Origin of the sequence: Sphingopyxis sp. YF1 (assembly GCF_022701295.1) — a bacterium.
Classification (GTDB): domain Bacteria; phylum Pseudomonadota; class Alphaproteobacteria; order Sphingomonadales; family Sphingomonadaceae; genus Sphingopyxis.
In genome coordinates this window covers 2,056,133-2,068,590 of sequence record NZ_CP033204.1, presented here as the reverse complement: position 1 = coordinate 2,068,590, position 12,458 = coordinate 2,056,133, and the positions used below count along the sequence as shown (strand labels likewise).

General features: G+C 66.4%; 15 protein-coding genes and 1 tRNA gene. 12 read left to right on the top strand and 4 right to left on the bottom strand.

Annotated features, from left to right (window positions below):
• Positions 1-71: 71 nt before the first annotated feature.
• Positions 72-1,205, bottom strand: coding sequence for a DNA polymerase IV (gene dinB, locus EAO27_RS10025; RefSeq protein WP_278190162.1), 1,134 nt, complete (start codon positions 1,203-1,205; stop codon positions 72-74).
• A gap of 91 nt (positions 1,206-1,296) precedes the next feature.
• On the opposite strand from dinB, the gene EAO27_RS10020 reads away from it, so the two are divergent.
• Together EAO27_RS10020 and EAO27_RS10015 are read left to right on the top strand one after the other, a co-directional pair.
• Positions 1,297-1,370, top strand: a tRNA-Gly gene (locus tag EAO27_RS10020).
• 162 nt (positions 1,371-1,532) lie between these two features.
• A complete protein-coding gene (locus tag EAO27_RS10015; RefSeq protein ID WP_242780162.1) occupies positions 1,533-1,733 on the top strand; it encodes a hypothetical protein in 201 nt (66 codons plus the stop codon).
• Positions 1,734-2,335: 602 nt separating this feature from the next.
• Here the strand turns inward: EAO27_RS10015 and EAO27_RS10010 are convergent.
• Positions 2,336-3,487, bottom strand: a complete 1,152-nt coding sequence (locus tag EAO27_RS10010; RefSeq protein WP_242780160.1) for an acyl-CoA dehydrogenase family protein — start codon at positions 3,485-3,487, stop codon at positions 2,336-2,338.
• 99 nt (positions 3,488-3,586) lie between these two features.
• Here EAO27_RS10010 and EAO27_RS10005 point away from each other — a divergent pair, with 99 nt between their 5' ends.
• Genes EAO27_RS10005 through EAO27_RS09980 form a run of 6 tightly spaced genes read left to right on the top strand, consistent with a single transcriptional unit; the run spans position 3,587 to position 6,106 of the window.
• On the top strand, positions 3,587-4,261 hold the full coding sequence (locus EAO27_RS10005; RefSeq protein WP_242780158.1) for a TetR/AcrR family transcriptional regulator: 675 nt from the start codon (positions 3,587-3,589) through the stop codon (positions 4,259-4,261).
• A gap of 37 nt (positions 4,262-4,298) precedes the next feature.
• Complete coding sequence (locus EAO27_RS10000; protein ID WP_242780156.1) at positions 4,299-4,637, top strand: metalloregulator ArsR/SmtB family transcription factor; 339 nt, start codon at positions 4,299-4,301, stop codon at positions 4,635-4,637.
• Complete coding sequence (locus EAO27_RS09995) at positions 4,634-5,044, top strand: SRPBCC domain-containing protein (protein WP_242780154.1); 411 nt, start codon at positions 4,634-4,636, stop codon at positions 5,042-5,044. Before EAO27_RS10000 ends, EAO27_RS09995 begins: the two co-directional genes overlap by 4 nt.
• A gap of 24 nt (positions 5,045-5,068) precedes the next feature.
• Positions 5,069-5,290, top strand: coding sequence for a hypothetical protein (locus EAO27_RS09990; RefSeq protein ID WP_242780152.1), 222 nt, complete (start codon positions 5,069-5,071; stop codon positions 5,288-5,290).
• Positions 5,290-5,709 carry a DUF1801 domain-containing protein gene (locus EAO27_RS09985; protein ID WP_242780150.1) on the top strand — a complete coding sequence of 140 codons (420 nt, stop codon included), beginning with the start codon at positions 5,290-5,292 and terminating at the stop codon, positions 5,707-5,709. The genes EAO27_RS09990 and EAO27_RS09985 overlap by 1 nt, the downstream gene beginning before the upstream one ends.
• A gap of 13 nt (positions 5,710-5,722) precedes the next feature.
• Complete coding sequence (locus EAO27_RS09980; RefSeq protein ID WP_242780148.1) at positions 5,723-6,106, top strand: DUF1801 domain-containing protein; 384 nt, start codon at positions 5,723-5,725, stop codon at positions 6,104-6,106.
• Positions 6,107-6,150: 44 nt separating this feature from the next.
• On the opposite strand, the gene EAO27_RS09975 is transcribed toward EAO27_RS09980, so the two are convergent.
• Positions 6,151-7,113 carry an SDR family NAD(P)-dependent oxidoreductase gene (locus EAO27_RS09975; RefSeq protein ID WP_242780146.1) on the bottom strand — a complete coding sequence of 321 codons (963 nt, stop codon included), beginning with the start codon at positions 7,111-7,113 and terminating at the stop codon, positions 6,151-6,153.
• A gap of 175 nt (positions 7,114-7,288) precedes the next feature.
• Between EAO27_RS09975 and EAO27_RS09970 the strand changes: the two genes are divergently transcribed.
• The 4 genes from EAO27_RS09970 to EAO27_RS09955 all read left to right on the top strand — a co-directional run bounded on the left by EAO27_RS09970 (position 7,289) and on the right by EAO27_RS09955 (position 10,995).
• On the top strand, positions 7,289-8,197 hold the full coding sequence (locus EAO27_RS09970) for an AraC family transcriptional regulator (RefSeq protein WP_242780144.1): 909 nt from the start codon (positions 7,289-7,291) through the stop codon (positions 8,195-8,197).
• 113 nt (positions 8,198-8,310) lie between these two features.
• Complete coding sequence (gene gor / locus EAO27_RS09965; protein WP_242780142.1) at positions 8,311-9,657, top strand: glutathione-disulfide reductase; 1,347 nt, start codon at positions 8,311-8,313, stop codon at positions 9,655-9,657.
• Positions 9,654-9,911 (top strand): helix-hairpin-helix domain-containing protein, encoded by a 258-nt coding sequence (locus EAO27_RS09960; RefSeq protein WP_242780140.1) that lies wholly within the window; start codon positions 9,654-9,656, stop codon positions 9,909-9,911. Before gor ends, EAO27_RS09960 begins: the two co-directional genes overlap by 4 nt.
• Before the next feature lie 67 nt (positions 9,912-9,978).
• Positions 9,979-10,995 carry an NAD-dependent epimerase/dehydratase family protein gene (locus EAO27_RS09955; protein WP_242780138.1) on the top strand — a complete coding sequence of 339 codons (1,017 nt, stop codon included), beginning with the start codon at positions 9,979-9,981 and terminating at the stop codon, positions 10,993-10,995.
• Here EAO27_RS09955 and EAO27_RS09950 read toward each other — a convergent pair.
• Positions 10,992-12,401 carry a helix-turn-helix transcriptional regulator gene (locus tag EAO27_RS09950; protein WP_242780136.1) on the bottom strand — a complete coding sequence of 470 codons (1,410 nt, stop codon included), beginning with the start codon at positions 12,399-12,401 and terminating at the stop codon, positions 10,992-10,994. The genes EAO27_RS09955 and EAO27_RS09950 overlap by 4 nt on opposite strands.
• Positions 12,402-12,458: the final 57 nt, after the last annotated feature.

The window sequence follows — 12,458 nt, the reverse complement described above, 5'->3', positions numbered from 1 at the left end:
TCGCCTCGGGCCCGACAAGCTCGGCACAAACGGAGAGAGGAAGCCTTGGTGGTTTCGCGCCTTTGTGCGCGCTAGATCAGACTCAGCAGATCGGCCGGTCCCGTCGCTTCTTCCTCATCATCCTCGCCCTCGAACTTGCTCAGCGTGACCCCCAGCAACCTTATGCCCTGTTCCACCGGAAGCAGCGGCGCGAGGATCGTCTCGCCGACGGCGAGCAGCCCCGCTCCGTCGCCGATCGCGAACGGCACCGATCTCGCGCGCGTGATCGTCCGGAAATCGGCGTAGCGCAGTTTCAGCGTCACCGTGCGTCCGCGCGCGCCCTTTTTTGCGGCGCGGTCCCACACCACAGTGCAGACATGCGCGAGCGCCTCGCGGATTTCGGTATCGGTGATCAGGTCGTTGAAGAAGGTGCGCTCGCCCCCCAGCGATTTCAGCGGCCGGTTCGACCTGACGCGGCGATGGTCGATCCCGCGCGCCAGGTTGAACAGCCAGTCGGCGCTGTTCCCGAAATGCAGGGCGAGCCACTCCCTCTCCTTCGCCGCAAGGTCGGCCCCCGAAAACACGCCCAGCGCCTCCATTTTCGACGCGGTCACCGGCCCGATGCCGTGGAAACGGCGGATCGAGAGCGTCTGGACGAACGCTGCGCCCTTGCCGGGCGGGATGACGGTCATCCCGTCGGGCTTGTTCTGATCCGACGCCAGCTTGGCGATGAACTTGTTGTACGACACGCCCGCGGAGGCGGTGAGGCCGGTCTCGTCGCGGATGCGGCGGCAGATCAGCCTCGCGGTCGCGGTGGCGCTGCCGAGCCCGGTCTTGTCGCGGCTGACATCGAGATAGGCCTCGTCGAGCGACAGCGGCTCGACCTCGTCGGCATAGTCGCGAAAGATTGCGCGAATCTGGTGCGAGATGTCGCGATAGACCTCGAAGCGCGGCGGCACGAAGATCAGCCCGGGGCACTGGCGCTTTGCGGTGATGCTCGGCATCGCCGACCGCACCCCGAACTTGCGCGCCTCGTAGCTCGCCGCCGCGACGACCCCGCGCCGCGACGATCCGCCGACCGCGACGGGCTTGCCTCGCAGCGCCGGGTCGTCGCGCTGTTCGACCGACGCGTAAAAGGCATCCATGTCGACATGGATGATCTTGCGGACCGGAAACTCCGCCGCATCGATATCGTCCTGATCTTCGCGGTCCTCCACGGCGGCAATCTACCGCGTTTCCCAAATGTTCTCAATGGGCCCGTCGCGGGACGCTTGACGGCGGCCGGGCAAAATGGCAAGCGCCGCCAGCCTTGGAGACGCGGGTATAGCATAGTGGTAATGCTCTAGCCTTCCAAGCTAGCTAGGCGGGTTCGATTCCCGCTACCCGCTCCAGAGGCCCTTCCGAGAACGTCCGGCAACGTCCAGAAATCGTCTGATTTCTCCCGTTTTTTCTGCTATAATCGTCCCTGCTGATGTGGGCGTATCCCGACGCACCCGGAAAATTTGCGGGTATATTTGAGGGTATCTCCCGAGCGGTGATGGAGAGATACCCCCATGGGACTGACAGCAGTAGCGATCAAGGCGGCGAAAGGCCGCGACAAGCAATACAAAATGAGTGATTCGGGCGGCCTCTGGAGTCTCAAGCCCGGCAAGGACGAAGAACTGAGTTCGTTCTTCGTTGCCTTCACCCGGGCCGAACAGCGGGCATTTTTCACGAGTTGCAGGGAGCGCGGTGGAGGTATCCCGCTGGCTTGAGCAATTGCTGGGCGATGGCGTTCCGCGAATGACGGGGCCGCTCGACCTTTAAATGCCCCGCTGCCTAGCAATTTTCGCGTGATCGCTGAGGGCCGATTACCACTCTGGACAACGCATCGAGGGGAGTCTGAACCGCCGGTTCGGCCAATCCCTCATCGGACTCTACCAGAGTGTGGCGGCCGCCGTTGCAGGCCAGCGCCCCGCGACACGCGCCGCGTAAATCATCCTGCTGGTCTCAGCGCGGCGTTGCCGCTCACGCACCGATATCGCCTGCATTCCAGTCAGGCCGAGCCCGATCTCTCTCAGCCGCCCGATCATGTCGGTCTTGTCTTTCGGCAGCGGGTGGAAGACACTGCCACCGCGGCCACCTCCCGGGTCCTTGTGGGCAGCAGTGAAGCGAGGCCGCCAAGCGAGGCGTCCCTGATCGCCGCCGGCATCGTGTCGGCTATGCCTTTCGACAGCGCGTCCCAGTCGGTCGCGCGCGGATCTTCGTCGTGCCCGTTGACGCTCACAGACCGCGCGGCTGCATCGCGCTGCTCCTGCTGCTCCTGCTGCTCCTGCTGTTCGCGCTGCCGAATGGCGAAACGCGTCGGTCTCCATCGTCAGGCGAGCGGATGATTGAGTTCGAGGCCGAGCTGCTGGCGCCCGACGAGTTCGCGCGTGGTGTCCCAGTCCCAGAAGGCGTGCGAGCAGACGGTGTTGAGGTCGCGCCAGAAGCGTTGCAGCGGCTGGTCGACATGGAAGCTCGACGCGCCCGCCGCCGCCATGATTGCATTGGCGCTGTCGCGGACATGCTGCGAGACGAAAGCGAGATGCCCCTTGAGCGCGATGCGGTCGTCGAGCGTGAAAGGCCGCTCGTGGAGAATCGCGTCGACCTTTGCGATCAGCCCGCGCGCCAGATCGTGCGCGATCATCGTGCGCAGTTCGAGGTCGCCGAGCGCGACATGCGCGTGCTGCTGGTCCTTGACGACCGAGCCGCTGAAATTGCGCACCCGTTTGGCGACGATCTCGCGATAGGCGCGCATCATGCCCGCGAGGCCGCCCGACAGCACGCCGACGACGGTGCAATAGGCGAGCGGCAGTTGCGGCATCGAATAGAGCGGATTGGCATATTGCGCCGACCCCGCCGTCGGTCCGGCGCGGAATTCGGCGCCGTTGGTGACGCGATAGTCGGGGACGAAGGCATCGTCGATGACGATGTCGTTGCTGCCGGTGCCGGCCATTCCGGTCATGTGCCACACATCCTCGACGCGGACGTCGGCGACGGGCAGGGCAAAGGCGCGCGGCCCCTCTTCGGTCAGCCCGCTGACATAGACCCAGTCGGCGTGCATCACCCCCGATCCCCACGAGGCGCGGCCGCTGACGCGCCAGCCGCCTTCGGCGTGCACCGCCTTCATCGTCGGGGCATTGGCGCCCGGCATCAGCGTGAACCCGCGCGCCCCGAAAATCTCCTGCTGGAGCCGGGCGCTGAACTTCGCGGCATAGACATTGTGGTTGATGTAGAAGGACGCGATCCAGCCGGTCGAAACGCACGCGGCGGCGATCTCTTCGACCACCGCGAACATCGTGGGCAGGTCGGATTCGGGCGCTCCCCACTGCGCCGGGACGAGCATCTGGAGAATTTCCGCCCCGACCAGCGCCGCGATCGTTTCGTCGTGCGGCTTGCGCAGCTTTTCGGCGTCGCGCGCGCGTTCGGCGATGATCGGGGCGAGCGCGCGGGCACGTTCGATCAGCTGTTCGTTGGTGGTTGGCATCGCGAATCTCCCTCTGGTTGGTTAGGGGGCTAAGTATTAAATAGTCACATGTCTATTAAAATTTCACGAGCGACGGTTTCCGATGCTATGGGACAGAGCATGGACGAGGATATTCAGCACAGCGGCCGGCGCCGCGGCCGCCCGGCGAGCGCCGGGGACATGGCGGTCGACGAGGCGGCGTGCCTGCACGCGGCGCTTTCGGCCTTTGCCGAACATGGCTTCGAGGGGACGTCGGTGCGCGAGCTCGCGCGCACGCTCGGGATCAGTCACGGGCTTCTCGGCGCGAAATTCGGGTCGAAACGTGCCCTGTGGGAGGCCGCGGTCCGTCACGGAATGGATCTGCTCCATGCCCATATGTCGGGATTGCCCGGGGACCCGGGCGGCGACGGCGATATCGTCGAGCGCATGCGCGCCGCGTGCCGCAGCTTCGTCGTCGGGCTGGCCGAGGTTCCGGCGATCATCCAGTTGATGAACGTCGAAGGCGCGCGGGCGGGCGACCGGTTGACCTTCATCGCCAACAGTTTTTTTCGCGGCCGCGTCTGGCCGATCCAGAGTCTGCTCGTCGAAGGGCAAAAGGCGGGCGTGTTCCGCGCGGTTCCCGTAGCGGTCCCTTTCACGCTGCTCGCGCACGGCGCGGGGGCGCTGATCGCGCTGCGACCGCTCGTCGAGGCGACCGGAGCCGGGCCTCGTCCGACCGGGGCGAACCCGCTCGACCATGCCATGGCGGCGGCCGATCTGATCGTGCAAGGCCTGATCGCCGACGCGGGCGGTTGACAATCATAACTCTGCGGTTATGAAAAATTCATAGCCAATGAGTTATGAGTTTATGATCGATGCCCGTGATTTGCTTTTCCGCACGCTTGCCGATCCGACGCGGCGCGCGATCTTCGAGCGGTTGTGCCGCGACGGCGAGCAAACCGTCGGCGCGCTGACGCAGCGCGCAGGCGTGTCGCAGCCCGCGGTGTCGAAGCATCTCGCTGTACTGAAGGCAGCGGGGCTCGTTCTCGACCGGCCCCAAGGGCGTCAGACGCACTACCGCGTCCCGCGCGGGGCGCTGGCGCCGCTCGCCGACTGGACGCGCGATATGGAGAGTTTCTGGGAGCATCGTTTCGACGGACTCGACGATCTGCTGAAGAGGATGGATCAATGAACCCTTCCGCTGCCGAAACGCGTATGGTGATCGTCGAGCGCGAATTCGCGCACCCGCCGGCGAAGTTGTGGCGCGCACTGACCCAGCCGCACCTCGTTGCCGAATGGCTGATGGCGGGCGATGTCGCGGCGATGCCGGGGCATCGTTTCAGCTTTGAAGCCGACTGGGGTGCCGTCGATTGCGAAGTGGTTGCGGTCGAGCCCGAGCGCAAGCTGTCGTACAGCTGGACCGGCAAAGGGCTGGAGAGCGTCGTCACCTGGACGCTGACGCCCACGGCGGGGGGCACGCATCTGCGCATGGAACAGGTCGGATTCCGGCCCGAACAGGCGCTCGCCTATCATGGCGCCAGGGCGGGCTGGCCGCGTTTCCTGAACCGGCTCGAGGCGTTGCTGGCGACGGGCGATTGACGAGGACCGCGAAAGGAGAATTGCATGCGCTGGAACGTCTGGATCAGGCAGGCGCACCGCTGGGTGTCGATGTTGTTCACCATCGTGGTTGCGGGGATTTTCGTGGCGCTCGGGCTCGGTAGAGAGCTTGCCGAATGGGCGTTTTACCTGCCGCTGCCGCCGCTGTTCCTGCTGCTGGCGAGCGGGCTTTATCTTTTCGCCTTGCCCTATTTCGTCCGGGCGCGGCGCGGTGCGGAGGTCGGCTGATGGCGGGCGCAAAGGGCGAGGTGGTGCTGCTCTCGGGCGGTAATCCGCAGATTGCCAAGGGCGACGGCGACGCCCCGGTGCAGGCCTATATCGCGGCGATGCCGGGTTGGAAGAGCGCGGCGGGCAAGGCGCTCGACGCGCTGATCCAGCGAACGGTGCCGGGGGTCGAGAAGGCGGTGCGCTGGAACTCGCCCTTTTATGGACTGCCGGGGCAGGGCTGGTTCCTCAGCTATCACTGCTTCACCAAATATATCAAAATCACTTTCCTTCGCGGCGCACGGCTCGACCCGCTGCCGCCCGTGGGGTCGAAGGATCCCGACACGCGCTACCTGCATATCGTGGAGGATGAGCTGGTCGACGAGGCGCAACTCGCCGACTGGATCCGTCAGGCCGCGGCAATACCGGGGTGGAAACCCTGACGGGAGGGATGACATGGCGAGGAATGAAAGCGGCAAGAGCCCGTCGGAACTGATCGACCAGCGCATCGCCGAACTCGGCGACTGGCGCGGCGAAACGCTGGCACGGATGCGCTTGCTGATCAGGGAGGCGATCCCGGGCGTCGTCGAGGAATGGAAATGGCGCGGGGTTCCGACCTGGTACAAGGACGGGATCATCTGCACCGGCGAAACATATAAGGACAAGGTCAAGCTGACCTTTGCCAGGGGCGCTGCGCTCGACGATCCGGCCAGGCTGTTCAATGCGAGCCTCGACGGCAACGTGCGCCGCGCGATCGATATCGCGGAGGGGGAAGCGGTCGATCCGGCGGCCTTCAGGGCGCTCGTCGGTGCGGCGGCCGATCTCAACGCGGCGCGCTAGTCCGGTCGCGGACGCGTGACGGCACGCCTCCGCGACCCGACCGGTCAGAAGCGTTCGCCGACCAGTTCCTCGCTCTTTGTCCAGAGCGCCTGCGCACGCGCGACGTCGAGGGCATAGGAACGCACGCCATCGCGGATACCGTCGCCTTCGACGATCGCACCGACGCGGCAATCCTCGCAATAGCGCCCGCCGACCGCCTCGGCATCGGCAACCGCCGCCGCCCAGACCGAGGTTGCGGCACCCTGCGGGATCGATTTGTACTCGAACGCGGGCGCGCCTGTCGCGGCGGCGGTGGCGTTGAGCTGCGCGACGAGGGCTTCCATGTCCTCGTCGGACAGGTGGCGGCCGAGCTCGGTGGCGATGCCGCCCGGATGCACCGCGACCGCGCGAACGCCCCTGTCCCGGTGCCGCCGGTCGAATTCGACCGCGAACAGGATGTTGGCGGTCTTCGACCGGCCGTAAGCGATCCACGGATCATAGGGCGCGGCGTCGAAGTTCGGATCACCCAGATCGACATCGGCAAAGCGATGCCCTGCCGACGCGAGGTTCACGAGCCGCCCGCCCGCGTTGATCAGCGATGCGATGCGGTTGATGAAGGTGAAATGGCCGAGGTGGTTGGTGCCGAACTGGGTCTCGAAGCCGTCGGCGGTGCGCCCCTGCGGGGTCGCCATCACCCCGGCGTTGGCGATGACGATGTCGAACATGCGGCCGTCGGCATGAAGCGCATCGGCGGCGGCGCGGACGCTGGCAAGCGAGGCGAGGTCGAGCGCGATCAGGTCGAAGCTGCCACCGCTGGCATCGGCGGCGGCACGGACGGCGTCGGTCGCCCGCCGCGCCTTGGCGAGATCGCGTGCGGCGCCGACGACATCGGCGCCACGCGCGGCGAGCGCGCGTGCGGTCTCGACACCGAGGCCGGCCGACACGCCGGTGACGAGGATGCGTTTGCCGGAGAGGTCGACGCCGGCAAGTACGTCGTCGGTGGTCGATTTGGCATTGAACAGGGTCATGCAAAGGCTCCTTGGAGTTGACGGGGGCGGGGATGTCCCGTCCTTGCCGCAAATAGCGCCGGCGGCGGCAAAGACGGTGCCCGATCGTGGCGATCGCTTGCCTGATCCTCGCAAAACGCGCTAAATGTCGTGGAGCGCTCTTGCGGATGGAGGCGTCGCGGACGAGGTGGGATCCATGCAGGATGGTCTTGAACCGATACGACGACAGGCGATGCGCCACGCGAATTCGCCATATGACGAGACGGTCATTCCTCGGGTTGCGCTCGCGACGCTCACCGCGCCCAGCAGCGGCATCGTCAGCATCTACGAACCCGTGACCTGCCTGATCCTGCAGGGAACGAAACAGGTGGTGATCGGGGACCAGCTGCTTCGATACGACAGCGCAAGCTATTTCGTCGCCTCGCTCGACCTGCCTGCGGTCAGCCATGTCGTCGAAGCGAGCATCGAGCGGCCCTATGTCGCGGCGGCGCTGACGCTCGACCGCGCGGTCATTGCCGATCTGATCGCGACGATGCCGGCAGAGATGATCGGCGCCGGCACCGACAGCATGGATGGGCCGGGCTTTGCGGTGAGCGCGGTGACACCCGATCTCGTCGAAGCCTGGGCGGGGCTGCTCGCCTTGCTCGATCGTCCCGACGATGTCGCGATGCTGGCGCCGCTGCGCGAGCGCGAAATCCTCTATCGCCTGCTGCAGGGACCGCTCGGCGGTCAGCTTCGCGAGATTGCGCAGAGCGACAGCCGCACCGCGCAGATACGTCGCGCGATCGAATGGATGCGCAGCCATTACGAAGAGGCGCTACGGACCGCTGCGCTCGCCGAGATTGCGGGGATGAGCGTCGCCTCCTTTCATCGTCACTTCAAGGCCGCGACCGCGATGAGCCCGCTCCAGTATCAAAAGCTGTTGCGGCTGCATGCGGCGCGGCGCCTGCTCGCGGGTGGAGCCGAAGCGAGCCGCGCCGCCTATGCGGTGGGCTATGAGAGCGCGTCGCAGTTCAGCCGCGAGTATCGCCGCGCCTTCGGCCTGCCGCCATCGCACGATGCCGAACGACTGCGCGGCACCGCCTGGCAGGCCGTCGCGGCCTGATCGTGCCCATGCTCACCGGGACGGTCCGAAAAAGAGATTGGCAAGCCGGGCGGGCGTAACCACATAGGCGCCGACTGCCCGTCGCAGTCCATCATCCACAGGGGTCCGTTTTCATGAGCCAGTTCGACTATGATCTCTTCGTCATCGGCGCGGGGTCGGGGGGCGTGCGCGCCAGCCGTATCGCGGCGTCGCACGGCGCTCGCGTCGCCGTTGCCGAGGAACATCGCGTCGGCGGCACTTGCGTCATCCGCGGCTGCGTTCCCAAGAAGCTGCTCGTTTACGGCGCGCATTTCGCCGAGGATTTGAAGGACGCGCGCAAGTTCGGCTGGGACGTGCCCGACTGCAAGTTCGACTGGGACGTGCTGCGCGACAATGTCCTTGCCGAGGTCGACCGGCTCGAAGGCCTTTACGGCCAGACGCTCGACAACCACAAGGTCACCGTATTCCGGTCGCGCGCGACGCTGGTCGGGCCGCAGAAGGTCCGGCTCGCCGACGGGCAGGAATTGACCGCCGAACGCATATTGATCGCAACGGGCGGCTGGCCCTTCGTCCCCGAATTCCCGGGAAGCGAGCATGCGATCACGTCGAACGAGGTCTTCCATCTCGAGACGCTGCCGAAGCGGATCGTGATCGCGGGCGGCGGCTATATCGCCAATGAATTCGCCGGCATCTTCAACGAATTCGGCAGCAAGGTGACGATCGTCAACCGCGGCGACACGATTTTGCGCGGCTATGACGAGCAGATCCGCGACCGGCTGCTGCAGATCTCGATGACCAAGGGGATCGATTTCAAGTTCAATGCGCCGTTCCGCTCGATCGCGAAGAACGACGACGGGTCGCTCACCGTCACGCTCGACAATTGCGAGCCGATCGTCGCGGATGCGGTGCTGATCGCCACCGGGCGAACCCCCAATACCCGCGGCCTCGGCCTCGAGGCGGCGGGGGTCGAACTCGACGATCATCAGGCGATCAAGGTCGATGAGACGAACCAGTCGTCGGTGTCGAGCATCTATGCGGTCGGCGACGTCACCAACCGCATCCAGCTGACCCCGGTGGCGATCCGCGAAGGGCAGGCCTTTGCGGATTCTGTGTTCGGGGGCAAGCCGACGGTCGTCGATTATGCCAATGTGCCCAGCGCGGTGTTCTGCCATCCGCCGATCGGCGCGGTCGGGATGACCGAGGCACAGGCGCGCAACAAGCTGGGGTCGATCCGTACCTACACCAGCGATTTCCGTGCGATGAAGAATGTCCTTGCGGGCCGCAACGAGCGTGCGCTGTACAAGATGATCGTCAATGCCGCGACCGATCAGGTCGTCGGACTGCACATGATCGGTCCCGACGCACCCGAAATCCTCCAGGCTGCGGCGATCGCCGTGAAGGCGGGGCTGACCAAGGCCGACTTCGACGCCACGGTCGCACTGCACCCGAGCATGGCCGAGGAACTGGTGCTGATGAAATGACCGCGCCGACCGGCTTTTCGTCCGACGAACGGGCGCAGTTGCTGGCGGTGAAAGGGGTTGGCCCGACGGTCGTGGCGCGGCTGGAGGAAATCGGCATCGTTTCGCTGGCCGATCTCGCGACGCGGGACGCCGACGACATCTGCACGCGCGTCAGCCTGCTGCTCGGCGCCAGCTGCTGGCGCAACAGCCCGCAGTCGCGGGCCGCGATCGCCGGCGCCATAGCGCGGGCGAAGGACCGGCTGACGGCGCGCTGAAACCGCCGGCTTCCGCCGGGATGCGGCAGCTGTTAGTCTCCCGACCGCAAACGACGGGAGGCGGCGCATGGCGGGAACGGCTTTGGTCACCGGGGGCAGCGGCTATATCGCGGGCTTTCTGATCCGGCAGCTGATCGGCGAGGGCTGGAACGTTCGCACCACCGTGCGCAACCTGACACGCGAACCCGAGGTCCGCGGCTGGCTCGATGTCGACGACGCCAGACTGCGCCTTTTCGCCGCGGACCTTGAGCATGATGCCGGCTGGGCGGAAGCGGTCGCAGGGTGCACGCATGTCGCGCATGTCGCCTCGCCCTTTCCGCTGGCTGTTCCCGGGCATCCCGACGAGTTGGTCGTGCCGGCGCGCGAAGGCGCTTTGCGCGCGCTTCGCTTCGCGCGTGCGGCGGGCGTGAAGCGTTTCGTCCTCACATCGTCGATGGCGGCGGTCGCCTATGGCCATGGCAAGGGCCGGGACCTCTATGACGAGGGCGACTGGACCAATCTCGCCAACCCTGAGGTCATGCCCTATCCGCGCTCGAAGACCGTCGCCGAGCGCGCGGCGCGTGACTGGGTGACGGCCGAGGGCGGCGATATGGAGTTCGCATCGGTCAACCCCGCCGCGGTGTTCGGCCCGCTGCTGTCAGACGATCTGTCGACCTCGATCGAGGTCGTGAAGCAATTGCTCGAGGGCAGGGTTCCGATGTGCCCCGACGTCGGTTTCGGTATCATCGACGTGCGCGACGTGGCCGACCTGCATTATCGCGCACTGACGGCCGAGGGGCTTCGTGACGAGCGCTTTATCTGTTCGGGGCCGTTTCTGAAGTTCATCGACGTCGCGCATATCCTGCGGGCGAATCTCGGCGCGCAGGCGCGCAAGGTCCCGACGCGCAGGATGCCCGGCTGGCTGCTCAAGGCGCTCGCGATTTTCCGGCCCGAACTCAGGCAGGTCGTTGCCGAACTGGGCAATGTCCGCGGCGGCGACAGCCGCCATGCGATGGAGAGGCTCGGTTGGACGATGCGGCCGCCGGAGGAAGCCATCCTTGCGACGGCGCATAGTCTGATCGAGCGGGGGATCGTGAAAAACTAGCCGATCCGGTAGGGTACGACGTCGCGCCGGTCGGGGTCGACGAGGATCGGCCGGTCGCTGGGCGGGAAGGCGCGCTGGTCGCAGTCGTCGCGCGGGCAGATGCGGCACGAGGAGCCGATGCGCGTCGCGGCATGGGCGGCGGCGACATCGACCCCGTCGGCATAGACGAAGTCGCCGGCATATTGCGCCTCGCACCCCAGCGCGACGGCGTAGCGGCGCGGGCTGCGCGCATAGCTTCCCGAGGGTTTCACCAGCCCCTTCGCCATCGACACGTAACGGAGGCCATCGGGGGTTTCGGCGAGCTGGAAGATGATGCGGTCGGGGATCGCCGCGGCCTCGTGGACGACCCATAAAGGACAGGCGCCGCCGAAGCGTGCGAATTGCAGACGCGTCGCGCTATGGCGCTTGGTGATGTTGCCCGCCATGTCGACGCGGCAGAAGAACATCGGGATGCCGCGCGCGCCGGGGCGCTGAAGCGTAGAGAGGCGGTGGCAGGCCTGTTCGAAGCTCACGCCATATTCGAGCCGCAGCCGGTCGATGTCGTGGCGCACCGCGCGTGCGCTGGCGCGAAAGGGGGCATAGGGCATCAGCACCGCGCCAGCGGCGTAGTTGGCCAGCCCGACATGGAGCAGCTGGCGCGCGGCGGTGGTGCGCAGCGGCGACGCCTCGACCACCGCGGCGATTTCGTTCGCTAGCGCCAATGCTGCGAACTGGTGCGCGAGCTGGAAGCGGCGGGTTTCGGGCGGCTGCGACGGGTCGATGACGAGGTGGCGCATCGTCGCGTCATAATCGCGCAGCGCCTGTGCCTGCTGATAGACGATTGAAATGCCGAGCGCGTCGCGCAGGCGACGCTCAATGGTTTCGATCGCGGGCGAGGGCGATTTGCCGCGTAGCCCGGCCGCGAGTATCTCGGCGGCGCGGTCGATGCTGTCGACATAGTTTCCGGCGTCGTGGAACCAGTCGCGAACCTCCTCCCACGGCAGACGGCTGCCCTCGGCGGTGCCGCCGGTCAGCGCCTCGTCGATCATCTGCAGGCGCTGGCCCGCGCGGCGGTAGGCGGCGTGGAGCGCGACGAACTGGTCGGCGAGCTGGGGTTGCTGGAGCGCGGCGCGCTCGAGTTGCTCGGGGGGCAGGGGGGAGGCGGCGAAGAGCGGGTCGGCAGCGGCTTCGCGCAGCGCCCCCGCGCGGCGGTCGCCGGTATCGGCGGAGACTTCCTCCCATTCGAGCGGGAAGAGGCGTTGCAGCCGGTCGAGCAGCGCGGGGGTCAGCGGGCGGTCGTCGTGCTCGATCTGGCTGAGGTAGGAGGCCGAGATGCCGAGCTGCGCGGCGAAGTCGGCCTGGCGGAAGGCGCGGCTTTCCCGAAGTTGGCGAAGTTGCCGCCCAGCGTAGAGTCGGGTGGGGGTCATGGATGCAAGGCTAGTTTGCAAATATGAACTTTGCAACTTTGCAAATTCGCATTTGCA